The sequence below is a fragment of the Listeria cossartiae subsp. cayugensis genome (assembly GCF_014229095.1).
In the GTDB taxonomy this organism is placed as follows: Bacteria; Bacillota; Bacilli; order Lactobacillales; family Listeriaceae; genus Listeria; species Listeria cayugensis.
This window is the reverse complement of the sequence record NZ_JAARZC010000001.1, coordinates 55,198-75,114: the sequence shown is the minus strand read 5'-3', so window position 1 is coordinate 75,114 and position 19,917 is coordinate 55,198. Positions and strand designations below refer to the sequence as shown.

The following is a 19,917-nucleotide window of genomic DNA, read 5'->3' as shown; positions in this document are numbered from 1 at the left end:
TAACAATAGGTTAAGGGAGAATTAGGGGGGATATAATGACTATTTCAGAAAGGCAACGTTCATTGTTAGAAAAGCTTAACGACAGCCAAAAGACAGTAACAGCAAAAGCACTTTCAGAAATGTTAGGCGTTTCTTCCAAAACTGTGCGAAATGACATTATGCAAATTAACCAGTCATTTAGTTCCACAATCATCGCATCAAAAGCTGGAAAAGGCTATTTTCTAACGCCAAACGAGCAGCTTTCACAAATGAATCTAACCAAAAATAACGAAAACCTACATTTTGAATTATTACGTCATATTATCGAACAAGATCATACCAATTTCTATGATTTAGCGGATCAATTTTTCATTAGCGAATCGACGTTATCTCGTATTATTAAAGAGCTCAACGCGGTTATCGCTGAAAAAGATGAGTCGTTATGTATTATTCGAAAAAACAACGAACTAATAACCGAGGGCGGCGAAGAAGAAAAGCGCCGTATCTTCAATCTATTCCTCAATCAGGAAATCGAAAACCATCAATTAAGCCTAGATAAATACGCCGATTACTTCGATTATTGCAATCTAAAACAACTTTCCGAGCTTATTATTGCCTACCACAAAAAGAATGAATTTTTCATGAATGATTTTTCGACGATTTCGTTCATTTTGCATATCGCCGTTTTAATTGAACGAATTAGTATGGGCAGCTATATAGAGCGAACCGCTTTACTAGAGCAAGATAAAACTAGCCTTGAAATGGCGGAGCACCTAACCGAAACGTTAGAAGAAGAACTGCAAATCGATATTCCAACCCAAGAACTAAGCTATATCTCCCGGCTGTATTCAGGCAAACTAGCGACAACTTCCACCATTGACGCAAAAGTTTTTGGCAGCGTTGTCACTCGGCTCCTTGAAGCAGTGGACCAAAATTTCCATATTGACTTTTCAGCTGACGAAAAAATAGCCACCTATCTAGTGGCCCACATTTCAGCACTTTACAAAAGAGCCAATCACAAACAATATTTAACCAACCCACTCACCGAAGAATTAAAAAACAAGTTCCCATTTATTTATAACGTCAGTGTTTATGCCTCTGCCTTTATTCAAAAAGAGCTCGCGATCACTTTCCCAGATGACGAAATCGCTTATATCGCGTTACACTTTCTGTCCGCTTCAGAAACAATTAATCACGGCAAAAAGAGAAAGATACTCTTAGTTACCCCATACGGCGCAGGTAGTCAACGCTTAATTCATAATCAACTAAAGAAAATACCTGATTTTTCGATTGATTTACTCGTTTCCCAGTCCATTTTCGACATCAAGCAATTCACCCTAGACAAAGAAATCCATCTAATCCTAACCACTGAGCCATTAAACCTAACAACCGACATCCCAGTCTATCACTATGATTTACTATTAGCAGACAGCGATTTGCAAAAAATCAAACACATTTTAGAAGCAAAACCAAAAACGGAATCGATTTCCAGAAAATTTTTCAAAAAAGAACTATTCTTTCCAAAACAAAACTTCAAATCCAAAGAAGAAACCATCGCTTTTCTTTGTGAGCAATTAACCGCATTCGACTACTGCGACCCGGATTACGTAGCAAAAGTGTTCGAGCGCGAGCATTTGTCCAGCACTTGCTACGGCAACTACTACGCGATCCCGCACGCCATCCAACGAAGCGCGAAAAAAAATGCCGTCGCCGTATGCTCACTCGATAAACCAATTGACTGGAGTGGCAACCGCGTCAAACTCGTCCTATTACTCACCATGAAAGAAGAGCGCGACAACTCTTTTGAAGAATTATTCGGCCAACTCGTAACCATCTTAAACGAACGCAGCTTCGTCAAAAAACTAGCCAAACAAGAAGATTTCCACCAATTTATCGAACTTTGCGAACAAAAAACCCTAGATTCTTAAAAAATCTAGGGTTTTCTAATCCGATCAACACCAAAAACAACAATCGGCAAATAATTAAAAAAGAAACTAATCCGCTGACAAAATCCAATTTTATCCAAAACCGGCAAATCATTCACCGCCGGAATCCGCGCAAGCCCGTAAACACCTGCAGACAGCAAACTAACAATTAACAACACAAGATAAACATTGCTAAGCGCCTTCTCACCAGTTTTCCGGTAAAGAATGACCAGAAACAACGGAAAAATCAAAAATCCCGCATAACCAAGCCCCGAGCCAATATTATGCACCCAAGTCGAAAACGTCCAGCTCGCCTGCTCCGTATCAATACTAAACAACCCGGTAAAAATACAATCGCCAATCCCATACAAACCAATCGCAGAAACGAGCAAAATCGCCAAAGTCCGCGAAGTTTTAACAACGCTCTGATAAATCGCCGGTAACGAAAGCACAAACAGCACCCCAGACACCACCGACCAAACCAAAAACGCCCCTCGAACCGGACTAGCTACATCCCCGAACACACTCATCACGCGCGTCATTTGGTTTAATTCTGGATAAAATATTCCGAGTATGTAGGGTGTTAGGAAATCACTCAGGACAGCGAGTAGTAAGAAGTAAAAGCCGTATTTTTTTAGAAAGGTCATTTTTCACACTCCTAAAACTTAATTTTGTATAGTCTTATGGTTTAAAAATCTACTTAATTAGTATAACTGATTTCCAAACAAATTGGTCAGAAGTCCCCTTTTCTCGTTTCCAATAACTCAATAAAATATGCTAAATTCGGCGACATCCATCTTTTTCCATGATAACTATAAATCGTTTCTACTTCCTGACTATCCAAAGGACTTGGCACCTTACGTATCAGCCCTTTTCCAAGCTCCTCCTCAAACACAAAATTCGGAAAAACAGCAATACCTAAATTATTAATCACGCATCGTTTAATTGATTCAATACTCCCAGCTTCCATTCGATGCTTGAGCGTGATATTACGCCCTTTAATCATCGCTTCAAAATGTTTTTGATAAATACTATCCACATCGTTCGATAAAAAAGATACATCAAATTCTTTATTTTCATTAAAAAAATTTATAGACTCTATCTCTTTTTGAGCACTTTCAATTACAGAAATAGCGTGCACGCCCAATTTACTTTTCGTAATCTGATCACTGTTTTCACCAACATCGTAATAAATACCTAAATCAACCAAACCATTTTCAACCTCGTACGGAATTTCAAAGCAATTTAACGTTTTTAAATACAATTTTACATTGGGAGCTTTTTCATGGAATTCCTTTAAAATGGGCTGCATTTGGTAAGTGAGTATACTTTCGGGGACGGCAATACGCAATTCGCCTTTTAACTCCGCATTATTCGAATAGTTTTTCATTGCGGCATACGTTTCGAGCATCTGATTAACAGAAGGCAACAAATCACTTCCCGCAGAGGTTAAAACCATTTTTCGGCCAATTTTATCAAACAGTTTCACATGAAGCTCTTGTTCTAGTTGTTGGATTTGCGTAGTTACTGTCGATTGGGCGTAATTTAATTTCCGAGCAGCGCCTTGAAAACTACCCGTTTCTATAATTGTTTTAAAGGTCAGTAAATTTTTCAAGTCCATTAGCATTTCCCTGCCTTTCCAATAGTTCAAAAAAACCGAATCATACCTTCGATTTTTCCCGTTATTCAGAACTGTATTTTTGATGTAGTATAAATTGTACTAAGAAATAAGTCAAATATTATTAGAAAGTTGGGTAACTAATGAAAATTAAACACTATGCAAACAATCCAAAACATTTAGCAGAACTAGTCGACTTAATCAACTACTGCCAAAACATCGAAGCAGATCTAGATATTAAAATGGCTGAGCAAGCAGATATTTTTGAAATTGAAGATTATTATCAAAAGCAAGGCGGTCAATTTTGGATTGCTCTGCACGATAATAAAGTAGTTGGCTCGATTGCACTATTACCATTTGATAAAGAAACAGTCATTCTAAAAAAATTCTTCACTTATCCCGAATTTAGAGGTAATCCAGTGCGTCTTGGTCAGCAATTATTTAATGTTTTTTATACACACTATACTGCGAATGATTATTCACGGATTATTTTAGGTACACCTGAAAATGAAAAGCGCTCGCATTATTTTTATGAGAAGCAAGGATTTCAGCAAATTGCCCGAGAAACTTTAGATATTGATTATCCTTTCCCTGATAGAAACTCGCGAATTTATGAACAAAAGAAAAATCGGATGAAATAGCGCATTCATCCGATTTACTTCACTTATGATAAGGCTCCCCCCGAACAATTCGAAACGCCCGGTAAACCTGTTCCACCAGCACCAACCTCATCAACTGGTGCGGCAACGTCAACCGTCCAAACGAAATCCGCTCATTACTCCGTTTCAACACTGCCTCACTAAGCCCCAACGATCCACCAATCACAAACGTCACCTTACTTTTACCATACGTCGCCAACTTATCCAAATCCGCCGCAAATTCCTCACTTGACTTCATTTTCCCATCAATCGCCAGCGCTATCACATGGGCATCGTCCGGAATCTTCGCTAAAATCCGCACGCCCTCTTTATCCTTCACTTGCTTCATTTCCGCGTCACTCAATACTTCCGGCGCTTTTTCATCCGGAACTTCAACAATCGTCACTTTCGCATAAGCGCTCAGTCGTTTTAAATATTCGGCTATTCCTTGTACTAAATATTTTTCTTTCAGTTTTCCCACCGTTACAATTTGGATATTCATTTGTGCCACCCTCATCTTTATTAATACTTTTATCATACCTCAAAAAACCTAAATTGCACTAGCCAAAATAAAAAAGAGACATTTAGCGCAAAAAGTTATTCCACAGGTTATCCCGTCCTTATACACAAGTTATCCCCAAAAACTATCCACATATCCACAGGCCGATTCTCTATTTTGTGTCCGAACATATATTCTCCACAATATATATGATGCGTTATTTTCACTATCCACAGCTTATCCACAAGTAAAACTACCATCTAAACCCCTTGCATCCAAATCCATCTAAACAACGAAACCCCTTCTCCTACAATCATCCCCGCCATCCACATTCACGCGTAAAGTTATTTTCCTTGTCACATATTCGACTTATAAAAATAGAAAATGTGGATAAATGGCTTTCTATCCACATTTTTCTTTTTCGACCTATATTTTCGCAAAAAATGCGTTTTTTTCAAAAATAAATCTGTGTTTATTGATTAAATTATCAAAATTGTTCTTTTCCACAAGATATTCATGGCTTACACACAGGTTATCCACAGAAGTTATCCACATATCCACAAACCTCTCCTATATTTAGTAGCAGAATCCTTGTTCTCTACCATATCTATATCCACAAAAAATCGCTATCCACAAGTTTTCCACAGAAAAAAAGCCACTCCCTTTTTCAAGAGAATGGCTTTTCACTATCATGTCGTTGTTTTTGCAGCTTCTAGTTTGATATCTGTGGATTGTTCTTTACCGTCGCGGTAATATTTCACTTTGACTTTGTCGCCGATTTTTACATCATTACCATAAAGGATTTTACGTAGAGTCATCGAGTTTGTTACTTTTTGGCCATCTAGTTCAACAATAACATCATATTGTTTCAATCCTGCTTTAGCTGCTGGAGAACCAGATACTACTTGTTGTACCATTGCGCCATAATCTACGCTATCTGGTAATTTCAAGATATTTTTTTGTTGTGTTTCTGGAATTGTATCTACATCACGTAAGGAAACACCTAGAGATGGGCGTTCTACTTCGCCTTTTGTTTCTAGTTGTTCGATGATTGGTTCTACTGTGTTACTTGGAATCGCAAAGCTAATACCTTCTACGTTTTCCATCGAAATTTTCATTGAGTTGATACCGATTACTTGGCCTTCAATGTTAATTAAAGCTCCACCACTGTTACCTGGGTTGATTGCTGCATCTGTTTGGATAACATCAGCTTCCCAGTCTTCTGTTCCGTCACCATTTGTATCAACTGGCACCGCACGGTTTAAACCGGAAATAATACCTTGCGTTACAGAACCGGAAAATTCAGTTCCAAGTGGGCTACCAATTGCAATTGCAGGCTCGCCAAGTTTTAATGAATCGGAATCGCCGAATGCAGCTACTGTGCTCACATTTTTATCGTCAATTTCAAGGACAGCTAAATCGTTCCATTCGTCTGTTCCTAGTAACTTCGCTTCTGATTTTTTACCATTTGTAAATGTTACTTCTAATTTATTTGCATCGGCTACAACGTGATTATTCGTTACGACGTATGCTTTACCGTTTGCTTTTTTATAAATGACACCGGATCCTGAGGAAGCTTCTTGTTCAGAAGAAGTTGTTCCATCAAGGGATGAAGATGATTGGTAATTCAGTACGCTGACTACCGCATCTTGTACTTTATCCACTGCCTTGGTTACATCTGAAGTAGTATCTACGGAAACTTTTTCTACTTTAGTTGCTTTATTGTTTGAATTGGAAGTTGTGTCTGCATTGTCACCATTATCCCATGCTACGAAGAAAATAATAAGTCCGCCAATGATCACACCAATAAGTGCTGTTAAAAAGTAGCCAATAAAGTGTTTGCCGCGTTTTGGTGGTTCCCCGTTCCCGTTACCACTTCCGCCGCCATTATTCACTCTATTAGGTGGGACTGCGCCGCCTCCAGTTGTACTTGTTCGTCTTGGTCCTGGAGCTGGTCTAGCAGGTTCTGGTTCTTTGTTGCTTGCTTCTTCAAAAAATGCATTTGTAGAACTTGCCTCGGCTGCATCTTCTGTTGCTCCGGCAAATTTCTCGCCCTCTGGGGTCACGCCTTCTACAATAGGGGTTTCTTGGACTGGTTGCGAGTTCTCCGGTGTATGTAAAGTCTCCTCGACCTCTCTTTTTGGCGTGCTTTCGTTCTCGCTGTTTTCATTTAAATTCTTTTCTTTCTCGTCCATGTCTTCCTTCCTCTCTGCAAATTTCGCATTTATATACTTCCATAGTAAACGCCAAATATGAAAAAACGATGAAAAAGCTTTAAAAAAATGGTGAAACTTAAATCGTAAAGATAGATGTGGCGTTATCAGGGTCGGTATCAAAGATTTCTACTTTGCCGCCAACATCAATTCCTTCTGAAATAAGTGTTTGTGTTACGCTCATTCTCGCTAGTTCTTTCATATTATTATCTTTACTAAGGTGGCCTAAATAAATTCGTTTCGTCTGGTCGGTAATTACTTCGCTCATTGCAATTGCAGCATCTTCATTGCTCACGTGTCCTTCGTCACCAAGAATTCTGCGTTTGACATTCCACGGATAGCGTCCCATTCGAAGCATTTCTACATCATGATTACTTTCAAAAAGATACGCATCAGCCCCCGCAATATGACCTTTCATCCGGTCGCTTACATATCCTGTGTCGGTTATCATTACAAATTTTTTATTCCCTTTATGAAATATGTAAAACATCGGCTCAATCGCGTCATGAGATACACCAAAGGATTCTACTTGCATACTGCCAAATGATTTTACCGTTTCCATATCAAATTGGAATTTTTGGTCAGAAGAGACTTCGCCAATCATATTGTCCATGGCTTTCCATGTTTTAGCATTCGCATAAATAGGGAGTTTGTATTTACGAGCAAGCACACCAAGCCCTTTAATGTGGTCTGAGTGTTCATGCGTAATTAAAATAGCATCCAAATCGTTCATATCACGACCAACTTGCGCGAATAGCCCTTCCATTTTCTTGCCGCTCAATCCACAATCGATCAGAATTTTTTGGTCTCCTGTTTCGACTAGTGTGGCATTACCTGAACTTCCGCTGGCTAATATACTAAATCGGATTTGATCCGTGTCTTTTTCGGTTAAAATTTTATTTGCGAACATTTTTTATCCCCCTAAAGGCTTATATATCTTTCATTGTAACGCTAATCCGGCAAAATTGCATGCCCCATCGTTTGAAAAAGCCAACCTAATTTTTCATGATAATTAGGTTGACTCTGTTTTTTATTTCGCTTTTTGGCGACTTGATAATTCCGTGCCTGGTTCGGTTGTTGATTTATTTTCTGATTGGTTGATGACTTGTTCGTCTTTGGCATTAACGAGGACATAATTCGTTTCCCCGGAATGTTTTACTTCAAAGCACCAAACTGGGAAATAAACATTTCCAGACGGCAGCTGTACGGTTGTGTAGTAGCCAAATGTTGCGGAAACCACGTCGCTATCTTGCTTCAACTCGCCGTGCTGATAAACCGCTTCTAGTGCATCTGTTGCGGACATTAAATTGGTCTTATCTTTTAAATCATCTTGCTTAGACATCCACGTTTGCTCATAGGAGATTACGCGGTCGTCGCGGTCTAAATAGAAAGTAATCTGGCCCGCTTCATCAAAAAGGACCATATTATTATTGATTAATTGGTTAAAAGTCAGCGTCCGGGCATCTTTATCGTAATTCCAAAATTGGTAAGACTCGCCGCGATAAACACCAGACTCCATAAATTTTTGGAATTCCGGATTGTTGCCTTTTTTGCCAGCTTTTACTGGATTTTGTAAGACAGAATAGATTTGTTTGTTGTTATCTTTAAGCGTAATCGCTTGTCCAGTAAGGTCGCTAACATCTTTTGGTGTAAAAGCTGCTCGCTCTGTCGTGAAAATAGAGCCACTCGTAGGTTTTGTCGATAAATCAGGATGGGAAATATTATCTGCTTTTAAGCGTTCTTCTAGCGTTTCATTTCCAAGTGTATCTGGATCATCCGATAGTTGTTTGTTAAAAAATATCACAGCCAGAAAGACATTTAAAATTAGGAGTGTCACAATAAAAATCATTTGAGTTTTACGCCAATCCATTTTTATTCACCCGCCTTTGCTGCATCTGCTTGGAAGATAAACCATTTGTCATGATACTTATAGAGCCATGTTGGTTCTAAAGTGACAAGCCGGTTCATACCAGAGGATTCGCTTCTCGTCATATGATAACCAGGAACGATATCTTCAACCTCTTCCGCATTTACGTTAGGATTTTGAGCAAGGGCATTATAGACAGAATAGGATGACTGCAGCGTCACTTCTTTTTTCTCACCAGGAACGTCTGTATCTAGTCGGAAGAATGGTCTCATATATTTATAAACTGCTTCCAGACCTTCTGTTACGGAAATATCCGCCATGCCATTTTCATTGTAAACTTGTAAATTATCAATGAATAAACTGAAATTAGTTGTCGCGCTTTCGCCAGCATAACCTGTGAAATAATATGCCCCGTCGCCAGTCCAGCCAGCATGGTCATTCACAAAGTTAAAGCTGTCTTGAATTAGTCCCGCACGTTTCACACTGCTAAGATCTTCTGGATTTGTGCGCTCTTGCGAAGGATTTACATATTCTAATACTTTATTATCTGTGTCCATTTCGATAACACTTGAACCATCCGTGTACGTATTTCCTTCGCTTTTCACTGTACCAGAATCTTGGAATAATGCGGACGTGAATAAATTAATTTCCAATGAGTCAATAATATATTTTTTTCGATCTAGTTTTGTTTTTTCCGTGCTTAAGAACAGATTGCGTTTGTTGGAAAGCAACTTGTCGTTTTGTGTCAGCTTACCTTCATTCTTTTTAACAATTTTTTCGATTTTATCAATGTCTTTATTTTGCAATGAGCTTTGATAAATGTTCTCTTGGTCGTCGTTGGTGAAGTAAACCGAATGCAGCCCTGTATCTGTATTATTAATATCGAACACAATCCGATTAAAGAAGGCAGATTCAAGTCCTTCCCCTTCAACTTGGAAAATTTGCGCGAAAATAGAGAACGGAATATCATTTGGGAAAATTATCTCGATAGTTCCATTTTTATGGATTAGTTTTTCGTAATCTTCACTGCTTTTTTTGTTAGCTAAAACTACTTCTGAGAAACTGAATGCTTTTCCTTGAGCCATTAGTTCATTTAATAAATCAGCATCCAAACTTTGGTAATTGTTGTCATTTGAATTGACGGCTAATTTGTATGGTTTGAAAACTTGTGAAGTGGTCATTGTTTTATCAATGGTTGTTTTTTCGATTTCTTTGACATTGATGGCTTCGTAGTCAGGTTGTCCCTTCCAAATAAAGTAGCTTAGGACGATGCTGAGTACGACTAAAATGGTTAGTACAAATGAGCGAAATCCTGTTTTTTTCATCATTCCCAATCATCCTCCGGTAAGTCACTATATGGCAGGGTGAATTTAATTATGGTTCCTTTGGTCTTATTGCGCTCGGCCCAAATTCGACCGCCATGTGCTTCGATAACTTCTCGAGCGATGGCAAGCCCTAACCCTGTTCCTCCCATTTCCCGCGAACGAGCTTTGTCTACGCGGAAGAATCGGTCAAATACATTTGCTAAATCTTCGTCTGGTACACCTAAACCTTCATCGGCTATGCTCACTTCAATTTCATCTTCAAATTTTTTCAGATAGAAGGAAATGCGACCACCATCTGGTGAATATTTGTTGGCGTTAGAAATAATATTATCGAGCACCTGCATTACTTTATCCTCATCGATTTCGATAATAACTGGCTCTCTTGGAATATGGCGTTTGAACATGATGGTTTCTTTTTTCATCATTTCAAAACGGTCAATAATATGGTTAAAGAAGTCTGTAAAGTTCACGAAACTTTTTTCAAGTTGCTCTCTACCGCCGTCCATTCTTGAAAGTTTGAGTAGGTCATTAACTAGGCGAATCATACGCTCTGTCTCGTTTTGCGTTACTTCAAGGAAACGTGGGGCGATTTCTTTATCTTCCCATGCGCCGTCGCTTAATGCTTCTAAATAACTGTGCATACTTGTCAGTGGTGTTCTTAGTTCGTGCGACACGTTGGATACGAAGTCGCGGCGTTCTTGGTCGACTTTTTCTTGATCGGTAATATCATGCAGTACTGCGATAACGCCATTGTTAAAGCCTGTTTCTCTTTGAATAACGGAGAAATTGGCACGAAGCACATAAGGTTTGTCTAGAGTACTACGGTCCATCGTTAGCGAGCCATCCACTTCCATTAAATCTTCAAATTGATATGTGTCTCCGATGTCTAAAACGTCAATAATAGAACGACCGTTAGCACTTTCATGTTTCACGCGAAGCATTTTTTCTGCTGGCGTATTTATAAGAATTACTTTACCGCGGCGGTCTGTTGCGATTACGCCATCGGTCATATATGCGAGTACGGAGGAAAGCTTGCGGCGTTCCCCTTCTGTCATCGCTTGGGCTTCTTGAACTCGTTTCGTTAACGTGTTGAAAGAATCCGCTAATTCACCAATTTCATCGACGCCGTATACTTTTACTTTGCGGCTATAATTCCCTCTTGCCATCGCATAAGCTTGGCGTTTCATTTCGACAATTGGCTTCGTGATGGTTCTTGATAGCAAGATTCCAAGCACTGCGGTAATAATCATCGCGATTAACGTACCGGTGATGAAAATATTCGTGATATCATCGACTTGTTTATAGACACTTTCGATATCGGCGACAAGATAAATAGCCCCTATCACTTTGCCTTTGTTTTTGATGGAGGATACGTTCACCCAGACACGGTTATTTTTATTCGATTCGTCTTTATAGATTTTGTCCTCAGAAGTTGTTCCAAGTGATAGCGTTCGTTTTACAAGGGGATCGTTGCTTTTTTGACCAACAATACCTTGATTATTTAAATTCGATGTGCCGAGAATTTTCCCTTTGTCATCCACTATTCTTACTTCGATTAAATTGCTACTTGCACGCGAAAAATCGACTAAAAGTTCTCTAATATCATTTTGTAATTTCACTGAGTTATCGCTGTTTTTAATGATTTCTTCTCTAGCGTTATAATCCAGCAAAGTAATACTATTTGTAATAGAATCTTGAAAGTTTTTCTCCAGTTGTCCTTCCAGCTCACGAACAAAATACGCGCCAATTACTTGCATTGCAACGATAATTAGTAGCAAATACATAATAACTAACTTAAATTGTACGGACTGAAAAAATCTCATTTTATGCATAAGTCGTTCTACTCCTATTCGGGGTAATATATTTAAATTAGTATACCATATGTTGCGGGGTAGACGTATTGTTTTTCCTGTTAATTGGGTCGATTTGTTTATAAAAATAACGAGGAACTAAGCGGATATACCCAAAAAAAGTGGTCAACCAAGTTTTTTCAGTTTGGCGACCACTTCTCATTATTTATTCTTGTTCTGGATTGCGTAAATAATAGCCGACTCCGCGTCTTGTTACTAACCACGCTGGATGACTTGGGTTATCTTCAATTTTTTCACGTAAACGACGAACGGTAACGTCAACTGTACGAACGTCGCCGAAATAGTCATAGCCCCAAACGGTTTGGAGTAAATGTTCTCGTGTCATTACTTGTCCCATATGTTTTGCTAAATAGTGCAGTAATTCGAATTCACGATGCGTAAGTTCGATTGTTTCGCCACGTTTAGAAGCAACATATGCGTCGGGATGAATAATCAAGGAACCAATTTCTAGTTCGCTGTTTTCTTCTTCCTCGGCTGCGCTTGAGCTTACTTGGCTGTGACGGCGCAAGTTGGCTTTCACACGAGCAATTAATTCGCGGTTACTAAATGGTTTCGTTACATAATCATCGGCACCAAGTTCTAGTCCGATAACTTTATCAATTTCGGAATCTTTTGCTGTTACCATAATTATTGGCATATCATATTTTTTACGAACTTCACGACATACTTCGATACCATCACGACCTGGAAGCATAATATCGAGTAAAATCAAATCTGGCTGAACTTCTTCTACAAGTTCTAACGCTTCATCGCCATCATAGGCGCAGTATACATCAAAGCCTTCTTTATTTAGATTAAACTTAACTATATCCGCAATCGGTTTTTCGTCATCTACTACAAGAATTTTCTTTTCTGCCATTTTTTTACAGTCCTCTCATTCCTGGATTTCGCCGGCTTTAACCGGGACAGATATTTTTTATTTAATGCGTAAAAATCTCACTAAACACTTTAAATTCTGGCCTGCCTTCATAAAACAACATGCTAAGAATAGACTTACTAATCAATTATAACACATACAAGTAATTATCTGAATTATTACAAGCGATTTCCTTTTAAAATTAGATAATTGCCTACTTTTGAGCCACTTTATCAAACAAATGTAGTTTGGCAATTCGCGTCACTGCTTCTTCCAAACGATCTTCATCCATTAAAAGACCAACCCGCACATATCCCTCGCCAAACTCGCCGAAGCCACTGCCATCTGCAACCGCGACACTCACCTCTTCTAAAAGATAATCCGCGAATTCACTACTTGTAAAATCTTCTGGCACCGGCATCCAAGCAAAAAACGAGCCCGCTGGAGCAACTGCTTTCCACCCTATCTCATTACAAGCAGAAATAAACGCATTTCTACGGCTTTCATAGCGTGCCGTCAATTCTCTTACACACGTCTGATCACCTGTTATCGCCTCAATTGCAGCATCTTGAATTCCTGGAAAAAGGCTAACATACATATGGTCTTGAATCAGGTTGATTGCTTCAATGACTTCACTATTTCCAACAGCAAAACCTACGCGCCAGCCCGCCATATTATACGTTTTCGAAAGTGTATAAAGTTCAATCCCGACCTCTTTCGCGCCGTTCGTTTCTAAAAAACTAATTGGCTTCTCGCCGTCAAAACCGATACCTCCGTAAGCAAAATCGTGTGCAACAACGATATTATGCTCCTTGGCAAAAGAAACTGTTTCTTCAAAAAAATCGGCTGTTGCAACTGCGCCCGTTGGATTATTAGGGTAATTTAAATACATTAATTCGGCTTTTTTAGCTATATCTTCTGGAATTTTATTGAAATCTGGTAAAAAATTATTTGCGGCAATTAGCGGCATTTTTTCAAATTGAACTTCGCCTAGAACTACGCCGGACAAATAATCGGGATAGCCTGGGTCTGGTAAAAGCATCAAATCGCCCGGATCCATTAAACACATCGGCAGCTCTACTAAGCCAGTTTTTGTGCCGAATAAAATCGCGACTTCTGTATTTGGATCGATTGTTACATTATATTCACGCGCATAAAGATCAGCGGCGGCTTGTTTTAGCTCATGCTTTCCGCGAAACAAAGAATATTTGTGGTTAAGTGGTTTTTCTGAAGCTGTTTTCATCGCTTCCACTATGTGTTTGGGTGTTGGCTGGTCTGGGTTTCCTTGACCTAAGTTAATAACATCATGACCTTCTGCCACCTTTTTTCCAACTTTTTCTACAAGGCTAGAAAAAAACTGATCTGGTAAATTTTGCAAGCGTTTGGAAATTTTCATATGACACCCGTCCTTTTTAAGTTTCATTGATTAAAATAGTAAAGTTTTCTGAAGTATTTGTCCAGTACGATTTTTTTTAAACTTAAAAAAGCATTGACAAATTAAGCTAATATGCGTATATTTTTAACTAACAGGTTTTTCTAAAATATTTTCTCTTATCGAGAGCGGCAGAGGGACTGGCCCGATGAAGCCCGGCAACCTAACTTTATTTAAGCGTAAAGTGAAGGTGCTAATTCCAGCAAAATGGTGTATTCCGTTTTGGTAGATAAGAGGAGCTGGATATGTTCGACTTTCCACTTCTCTATTCTAAAATAGAGAAGTTTTTTTATTGTTTTCATGAATAAATCTGGATAATCATATAACATACTAGGGAGGAAAAAAAGATGAGAAAATTAACAAAAGGGTTAGGAATTTTACTTGCATCAAGCCTTGTTTTAGGATTAGCAGCATGTGGAGGCGGTAGTGACGACAAAGCCTTGAGCACAGAAAAAATCACAATCGGAACAACAGCAGGACCTCACCAACAAATCGCTGAGGAAGTTCAAAAATTAGCGAAAAAAGACGGTCTTGAAATCAAAATCAAAACATTTGATGATTATAATACACCAAATACAGCTTTAAACGATGGTGATTTGGATGCGAATAACTACCAAACAATCCCATTTTTAGAGCAACAAAAGAAAGACAAAGGCTACAAATTAGACGTTGCATTCAAAACAGTAGCATTCCCAATGGGTATTTACTCCAACGACATTAAAGACTTAAAAAATCTTAAAAAAGGTGACAAAATCGCCGTTCCAAATGATCCAAGTAATGAATACCGCGGTTTAAAACTGTTTGAAGATGCTGGCATTATTAAACTAAAAGATGGCGTAGAAGAAAAAGCAACGAAAAAAGACATTGCTGAAAACCCACTTGACCTTGAAATCGTTGAACTAGAAGCTTCTCAAATCCCTGCACAATTAGATGAAGTTGCAGCGGCAGCTATCAATACTAACTTTGCAATGGGCGCTGGACTTTCTATTAATAAAGATGCCATTTACCACGAACCTACAAAAGACAATCCATATCCAAACGTTTTCGTTGTTCGTAGTGCCAACAAAGACGATGAAGTCGTAAAAACATTAGAAAAATATTACCATTCAGATGAAGTAAAAGCATTTATTGAAAAAGAATTTAATGGGTCTGTAGTACCTGCATTCTAGGGAGTTGTTTTATTTTGATCGAATTACATCAAGTTTCAAAATCATTTAACGTAAATGGAAAAACCGTAGAAGCCGTCAAAAATGTTTCTATTACAGTCGAAAAAGGAGAAATTTTCGGTGTCGTTGGTTACAGTGGCGCCGGGAAAAGTACCCTTGTTCGTTGCATCAACCTGCTTGAACGTCCAGATGCCGGCCAAGTTGTGATTGATGGGAAGAATTTATCTACCCTATCAAGCAAAGAACTTCGTGTCGCACGTCGGAAAATCGGCATGATTTTCCAAGGATATAACTTACTAAAAACCGCAACTGTCTATGATAACATTGCCAAACCATTAAAATTAGAAGGCGTTCCAAAAGACGAAATCGAAACGCGCGTGAATAAGTACTTGTCGATTGTTGGCTTAGAGGATAAACGTAACAACTATCCAAGCCAACTTTCTGGCGGTCAAAAACAACGTGTTGCGATTGCTCGTGCTTTAGCTCATGAACCAGAAATTCTCTTAAGCGATGAAGCAACAAGCGCCTTGGACCCTGAAACAACAGAAGCAATTTTGCAGCTGTTACTTAAAATTAATGCGGAACTCGGCATTACGATTTTCTTAATTACACATGAACTTGATGTCATTCAACGTATTTGTGACCGGGTCGCTGTAATGGAAAATGGTCATTTAGTAGAACAAGGTACGGTTCTCGATATTTTCACAAAAGCAAAACACGCGACAACCAAGCGTTTTGTTGGGTCAGAAGCTAGTTTCGATATCCCGCAAGATTTACTTGAAAAATATGTCGCGACTGGGAAATTGGTTTCCCTTCATTTTATTGGGGACGAAGCGGATGAACCTGCACTTGCTCTTGTATCACGCAAATTCGACGTTCTTCCAAGCATTTTAGCTGGGGGAATTGATCATTTGAAAAACGGAACACTTGGAAAACTGCTTGTTCATTTAAAAGGTGACGAAGCGGAATATAGTAAAGCAATTGCTTATTTGAAAGAATCTGGGGTCGTTGTTGAGGAGGTCGAGTTACTATGAGTTTGTTTTTCGAAGAATGGGGACCGATACTTTGGCAAGGATTTCTAGAAACGCTGACAATGACTGGAATTACACTCGTTATTTCACTCGCGATTGGTTTACCACTTGGCGTATTTTTAACATTAACGCGTAAAGGTGGTCAATCGGAGAATCTGATTGCATATAGTATTTTAAACTGGGTCATTAATATTTTACGTTCACTGCCGTTTATCATTTTGTTATTCTTAATGATTCCGGTAACACGTTTTGTTGTTGGGACTACTATTGGAATTCAAGGTGTTATCATGCCGCTTGTTGTATTTACGGCACCTTACATCGCCCGTTTAATGGAGTCCGCCCTCTTAGAAGTTGATCGTGGTGTCGTTGAAGCCTACCAAGCGATGGGAATTTCTACACCAAAAATCATTTGGAGCGTGGTTATTCGCGAAGCTCGGTCTGGTATCGTTCTTGGTTTAACTATCGCAACAATCGGACTTATCGGCGCAACTGCGATGGCTGGACTTGTTGGTGCTGGCGGACTCGGTACAATTGCTTACCAATATGGTTTCCAACGTTTTGAGCCGACTGTAATGTATACAACCATCATCATTTTAATTATCATGGTTCAAGCACTACAATCATTCGGTAATTTCTTATCTAGACGTCTAAAAAAAGATTAACTCACTACTTAGAGCTTGGTGCGCAGTGTTCCAGTATGGACTCGTCACCAAGCTTGTGTTATTTTTAAAAGAAAAAGGGAGCGAAGAACATGTGGAAGTTGGCATTATGTCAAACCGATGTAGCTTTTAAATATCCAGATGCAAACTATGCGCGGATTGAAAAAGCCATCATCGAAGCTGCAAAAAATGGGGCCGATATCGCAGTTTTACCAGAAATGTGGAATACAGGTTATGCTTTAAATGAATTAGCTGGGGTTGCTGATTTAAATGGGGAAAGAACAAAAGAATTTTTAGCTGATCTTTCTGAAAAACACCAAATCGCTATTATCGGCGGCTCGGTTTCTGTCTCAGAAGGAAACAAATTTTCAAATACAATGTATGCTTTTGATAAATACGGTGGACTACTTTCTTCATATAAGAAGGTTCACTTATTTCAGCTTATGAATGAGCATTTATATTTAGAAGCCGGAAATGATAAAAATCTATTTCGACTGGACGGCGTTTCTTGTGCCGGTTTCATCTGTTACGATATTAGATTTCCGGAATGGATTCGCAAACATACTTCAGAAGGCTCAGAAGTCATTTTTGTTTCGGCGCAGTGGCCAGCCGAGCGCGTTACTCAGTGGGAACAGCTTCTCATTGCACGTGCGATTGAAAACCAAGCTTTCGTCGTTGCTGTCAATCGAGTTGGCGATGATCCTAATAACCATTTTAACGGTCATTCACTTGTGATTGATCCACTTGGAAACATTGTCGCTCACGGCGGTGAAACAGAAGGAAATATTTATGCGGAGATCGACTTGAATCTTGTTGCGGAAACACGAGGAATTATCCCTGTTTTCACCGACAGACGCCCAGAACTTTACTAAATACGAAAAGAGACAAAATACTATTTTTGTCTCTTTTCTCATTAAATGTACATATTATCTACAAAAAATCGGCAATTTGGTCTAATTTAGGTGAATTTATTTTTGTTAATTTTGATATTATGTATTATAGTTAACGAAACAAGTAAAGGAGCTGCTAATTATGGATGCACTATTTAATTATAAAGAGTTTGTGCGACTTTCTCACGAAGGCAATATTAAATACGAAAAGTTAAAAATTCCAAAACATACAGAATTAGTGGATACCTCGACACAACGAAATAATCATGTCTATTTAATTGTTGAAGGCTTCGTTTCTATTTCGATGAATCCGCAATTAAATACTATTTATACAGTCTTAGGCAAAGGTTCTTTTGTCAATTACTACAGTCTATTCCAAGGAAACGTAGACGACTTTCTGTTTACAACCATCTCACCATGTACTATTTACAAATATTCTTTCAAAGATTTAGAGTATTTCCTTTCCATGTTCCCGGAGAATTTCGGTTTTCAGTTTTTCATTATGCGCGACTTGGCTCGACATGCGTTCTTCAAAAGCCTTTTCGCGGAGACCAGTTCTTCCGACAAATTGGAGCTTTCCTTTGCTAATGTCGCTAAGTTACACGGAACCCCCTATGAAAAAGATAGTGTTATCCTCCCAAGAGAAATGCGAACCAGCACTATCGCAGCCTACAGCAACCTATCAAAAAGCAGTTTTTACAAGCAATTGGCACTTTTGAAAGAGCAAGGAAAGATTTGGAAAAAGGATAAAGAATGGGTTGTTAAGAGTAAGGAATTGTATGATTATGTGAAAGATAGACAATTTGTTGATTAAAAAATGCCACCCTGTTTTGAATTGTAATCAGGAATTAGCTGTTTAGTTTTTATTTTATATTTATAGAGGAGTAAAAAAGATTGTATAAGCTAGGAAATATTGAAGTTAATGTAGAAAAATATAAAGCGGAATTTGCTAAAAAACACTATTTACCTTTTATGAAGGAACTAATGAATATGTCAGGTTGCACGCTATTAGAAGCCCGCGACTTCATTGACAAAGTAATAGCTGAGGAACAAATCGAAGTTAATTCTATGTCAAAAGAAATACAAGATTACTGCTTGGTTGAACTTCAAGAGGATGAATAGTATTCGTGACCGTGTTTATAATATAGTACGCCCCAAAAGTTAGATTTTGGGGCGCACTATATTTTTTTATTTCTTTTTCAAACCAAAATTCGGCGGATAGTTTTTATTCGGATCAATATTATCAGCATTTTTATATCGTTCATCAAGGTTGATATCTTTCCCCGTAATCCATGCGTATAAATTACAAATAACAACAGGTAGCGCACCTAAAAATATACTAGGTGACACAAGGCACGCGACAAACACACCAACTAGTGCTCCACCACGCAAGCCTTCATGCATTACGCCGCCCCACAAATCGCTTAGCATCACGCCCACAACAATTCCTGCATATATGTTCAGTATGATGCCCACCGCAGGAATGATGAAAAAACCTTTTGTATCCATTTTATCCTTCTTAAAAACAAAATAAAAAGTGCATGATAATACCACCATAATACTCGTAGCAATGGAAAAACATAAAAATAAATAATTACTATCAAGTAAAGTAATAGAGCCAATCCACACAAAAAATATCGCTGAAATTGCTATTAGACATGGTATCAAATGAAAATAAATACTATACTCTAATCCATATTTCCAAGGTTTTTTCGCGCGGAAGATGTACTCGATTCTTAGTAACATCCATACGCAAATTGTAAGGAAGACAGCGATTCTTATATTATTAATCAACTCGACTGATTCTGGAATGGTTATCTTATCTGGGTTGGGGATTGTATAAGTTAACAGCGTAAAAACCGCCGCTACAACAATCATTCCAAATACAAGCCACTTAAACCCTTTCATCGGGAATAAAAATGTCCGCTGATTTTTTTCATCTGTAGTA

General features: G+C 38.5%; 19 protein-coding genes and 1 riboswitch. Of the genes, 8 read left to right on the top strand and 11 right to left on the bottom strand.

Annotated features, from left to right (window positions below; translation table 11 throughout):
* Positions 1–35: 35 nt before the first annotated feature.
* Positions 36–1,907 (top strand): BglG family transcription antiterminator, encoded by a 1,872-nt coding sequence (locus HCB49_RS00340; RefSeq protein WP_185603723.1) that lies wholly within the window; start codon positions 36–38, stop codon positions 1,905–1,907.
* Positions 1,908–1,912: 5 nt separating this feature from the next.
* Here the strand turns inward: HCB49_RS00340 and HCB49_RS00335 are convergent, their stop codons facing one another.
* Together HCB49_RS00335 and HCB49_RS00330 are read right to left on the bottom strand one after the other, a co-directional pair.
* Positions 1,913–2,551 (bottom strand): DUF998 domain-containing protein, encoded by a 639-nt coding sequence (locus tag HCB49_RS00335; protein WP_185603721.1) that lies wholly within the window; start codon positions 2,549–2,551, stop codon positions 1,913–1,915.
* Positions 2,552–2,637: 86 nt separating this feature from the next.
* Positions 2,638–3,525: a LysR family transcriptional regulator gene (locus tag HCB49_RS00330; RefSeq protein WP_185603719.1), complete on the bottom strand. Its 888-nt coding sequence runs from the start codon at positions 3,523–3,525 to the stop codon at positions 2,638–2,640.
* A gap of 140 nt (positions 3,526–3,665) precedes the next feature.
* Here HCB49_RS00330 and HCB49_RS00325 point away from each other — a divergent pair, with 140 nt between their 5' ends.
* Positions 3,666–4,163: a GNAT family N-acetyltransferase gene (locus tag HCB49_RS00325; protein ID WP_185603717.1), complete on the top strand. Its 498-nt coding sequence runs from the start codon at positions 3,666–3,668 to the stop codon at positions 4,161–4,163.
* A 19-nt stretch (positions 4,164–4,182) separates the two neighbouring features.
* On the opposite strand, the gene rlmH is transcribed toward HCB49_RS00325, so the two are convergent.
* The 8 genes from rlmH to HCB49_RS00285 form a co-directional block, all read right to left on the bottom strand.
* Entirely contained in the window at positions 4,183–4,662 is a 480-nt protein-coding gene (gene rlmH / locus HCB49_RS00320) for a 23S rRNA (pseudouridine(1915)-N(3))-methyltransferase RlmH (protein WP_008946708.1), read from the bottom strand.
* A gap of 686 nt (positions 4,663–5,348) precedes the next feature.
* Positions 5,349–6,854, bottom strand: coding sequence for a serine protease HtrA (gene htrA, locus HCB49_RS00315; protein WP_185480804.1), 1,506 nt, complete (start codon positions 6,852–6,854; stop codon positions 5,349–5,351).
* Positions 6,855–6,951: 97 nt separating this feature from the next.
* Positions 6,952–7,782: an MBL fold metallo-hydrolase gene (locus tag HCB49_RS00310; protein WP_185390517.1), complete on the bottom strand. Its 831-nt coding sequence runs from the start codon at positions 7,780–7,782 to the stop codon at positions 6,952–6,954.
* 120 nt (positions 7,783–7,902) lie between these two features.
* On the bottom strand, positions 7,903–8,742 hold the full coding sequence (locus tag HCB49_RS00305) for a two-component system regulatory protein YycI (RefSeq protein ID WP_185390516.1): 840 nt from the start codon (positions 8,740–8,742) through the stop codon (positions 7,903–7,905).
* 2 nt (positions 8,743–8,744) lie between these two features.
* A complete protein-coding gene (yycH, locus tag HCB49_RS00300; RefSeq protein ID WP_185603715.1) occupies positions 8,745–10,067 on the bottom strand; it encodes a two-component system activity regulator YycH in 1,323 nt (440 codons plus the stop codon).
* On the bottom strand, positions 10,064–11,896 hold the full coding sequence (walK, locus tag HCB49_RS00295; protein ID WP_149584054.1) for a cell wall metabolism sensor histidine kinase WalK: 1,833 nt from the start codon (positions 11,894–11,896) through the stop codon (positions 10,064–10,066). The genes yycH and walK overlap by 4 nt, the downstream gene beginning before the upstream one ends.
* A gap of 184 nt (positions 11,897–12,080) precedes the next feature.
* Positions 12,081–12,794 (bottom strand): response regulator YycF, encoded by a 714-nt coding sequence (gene yycF, locus HCB49_RS00290; protein ID WP_003729146.1) that lies wholly within the window; start codon positions 12,792–12,794, stop codon positions 12,081–12,083.
* Between the two features lie 211 nt (positions 12,795–13,005).
* Positions 13,006–14,187, bottom strand: coding sequence for a pyridoxal phosphate-dependent aminotransferase (locus tag HCB49_RS00285; protein ID WP_185603714.1), 1,182 nt, complete (start codon positions 14,185–14,187; stop codon positions 13,006–13,008).
* A gap of 152 nt (positions 14,188–14,339) precedes the next feature.
* Positions 14,340–14,459: riboswitch (SAM riboswitch) on the top strand.
* A 111-nt stretch (positions 14,460–14,570) separates the two neighbouring features.
* On the opposite strand from HCB49_RS00285, the gene HCB49_RS00280 reads away from it, so the two are divergent.
* From HCB49_RS00280 to HCB49_RS00255, 6 genes are all read left to right on the top strand, one after another.
* Positions 14,571–15,392 carry a MetQ/NlpA family ABC transporter substrate-binding protein gene (locus tag HCB49_RS00280; protein WP_003735433.1) on the top strand — a complete coding sequence of 274 codons (822 nt, stop codon included), beginning with the start codon at positions 14,571–14,573 and terminating at the stop codon, positions 15,390–15,392.
* 14 nt (positions 15,393–15,406) lie between these two features.
* Positions 15,407–16,423 carry a methionine ABC transporter ATP-binding protein gene (locus tag HCB49_RS00275; RefSeq protein WP_149045170.1) on the top strand — a complete coding sequence of 339 codons (1,017 nt, stop codon included), beginning with the start codon at positions 15,407–15,409 and terminating at the stop codon, positions 16,421–16,423.
* The gene (locus tag HCB49_RS00270) at positions 16,420–17,082 is read left to right on the top strand and encodes a methionine ABC transporter permease (RefSeq protein WP_003738008.1); all 663 of its coding nucleotides are present in this window, start codon (positions 16,420–16,422) and stop codon (positions 17,080–17,082) included. The genes HCB49_RS00275 and HCB49_RS00270 overlap by 4 nt, the downstream gene beginning before the upstream one ends.
* Before the next feature lie 89 nt (positions 17,083–17,171).
* Positions 17,172–17,951, top strand: coding sequence for a carbon-nitrogen family hydrolase (locus HCB49_RS00265; protein WP_185603712.1), 780 nt, complete (start codon positions 17,172–17,174; stop codon positions 17,949–17,951).
* 160 nt (positions 17,952–18,111) lie between these two features.
* Positions 18,112–18,783 (top strand): Crp/Fnr family transcriptional regulator, encoded by a 672-nt coding sequence (locus HCB49_RS00260; protein WP_185502988.1) that lies wholly within the window; start codon positions 18,112–18,114, stop codon positions 18,781–18,783.
* 80 nt (positions 18,784–18,863) lie between these two features.
* Positions 18,864–19,091, top strand: coding sequence for a hypothetical protein (locus HCB49_RS00255; RefSeq protein WP_185603710.1), 228 nt, complete (start codon positions 18,864–18,866; stop codon positions 19,089–19,091).
* Between the two features lie 66 nt (positions 19,092–19,157).
* On the opposite strand, the gene HCB49_RS14285 is transcribed toward HCB49_RS00255, so the two are convergent.
* Positions 19,158–19,478 (bottom strand): hypothetical protein, encoded by a 321-nt coding sequence (locus tag HCB49_RS14285; RefSeq protein WP_221644008.1) that lies wholly within the window; start codon positions 19,476–19,478, stop codon positions 19,158–19,160.
* Positions 19,479–19,917 lie beyond the last annotated feature (439 nt).

Coding starts and splice junctions, on each gene's coding strand:
- HCB49_RS00305 (WP_185390516.1), bottom strand. CDS start 8,742: ATGGATTGGCGTAAAACTCAAATGATTTTTATTGTGACACTCCTAATT.
- HCB49_RS00285 (WP_185603714.1), bottom strand. CDS start 14,187: ATGAAAATTTCCAAACGCTTGCAAAATTTACCAGATCAGTTTTTTTCT.
- HCB49_RS00280 (WP_003735433.1), top strand. CDS start 14,571: ATGAGAAAATTAACAAAAGGGTTAGGAATTTTACTTGCATCAAGCCTT.
- HCB49_RS00310 (WP_185390517.1), bottom strand. CDS start 7,782: ATGTTCGCAAATAAAATTTTAACCGAAAAAGACACGGATCAAATCCGA.
- HCB49_RS00265 (WP_185603712.1), top strand. CDS start 17,172: ATGTGGAAGTTGGCATTATGTCAAACCGATGTAGCTTTTAAATATCCA.
- HCB49_RS14285 (WP_221644008.1), bottom strand. CDS start 19,478: ATGGATACAAAAGGTTTTTTCATCATTCCTGCGGTGGGCATCATACTG.
- HCB49_RS00335 (WP_185603721.1), bottom strand. CDS start 2,551: ATGACCTTTCTAAAAAAATACGGCTTTTACTTCTTACTACTCGCTGTC.
- HCB49_RS00260 (WP_185502988.1), top strand. CDS start 18,112: ATGGATGCACTATTTAATTATAAAGAGTTTGTGCGACTTTCTCACGAA.
- HCB49_RS00270 (WP_003738008.1), top strand. CDS start 16,420: ATGAGTTTGTTTTTCGAAGAATGGGGACCGATACTTTGGCAAGGATTT.
- htrA (WP_185480804.1), bottom strand. CDS start 6,854: ATGGACGAGAAAGAAAAGAATTTAAATGAAAACAGCGAGAACGAAAGC.
- rlmH (WP_008946708.1), bottom strand. CDS start 4,662: ATGAATATCCAAATTGTAACGGTGGGAAAACTGAAAGAAAAATATTTA.
- HCB49_RS00340 (WP_185603723.1), top strand. CDS start 36: ATGACTATTTCAGAAAGGCAACGTTCATTGTTAGAAAAGCTTAACGAC.
- HCB49_RS00325 (WP_185603717.1), top strand. CDS start 3,666: ATGAAAATTAAACACTATGCAAACAATCCAAAACATTTAGCAGAACTA.
- yycH (WP_185603715.1), bottom strand. CDS start 10,067: ATGATGAAAAAAACAGGATTTCGCTCATTTGTACTAACCATTTTAGTC.
- walK (WP_149584054.1), bottom strand. CDS start 11,896: ATGCATAAAATGAGATTTTTTCAGTCCGTACAATTTAAGTTAGTTATT.
- HCB49_RS00330 (WP_185603719.1), bottom strand. CDS start 3,525: ATGGACTTGAAAAATTTACTGACCTTTAAAACAATTATAGAAACGGGT.
- yycF (WP_003729146.1), bottom strand. CDS start 12,794: ATGGCAGAAAAGAAAATTCTTGTAGTAGATGACGAAAAACCGATTGCG.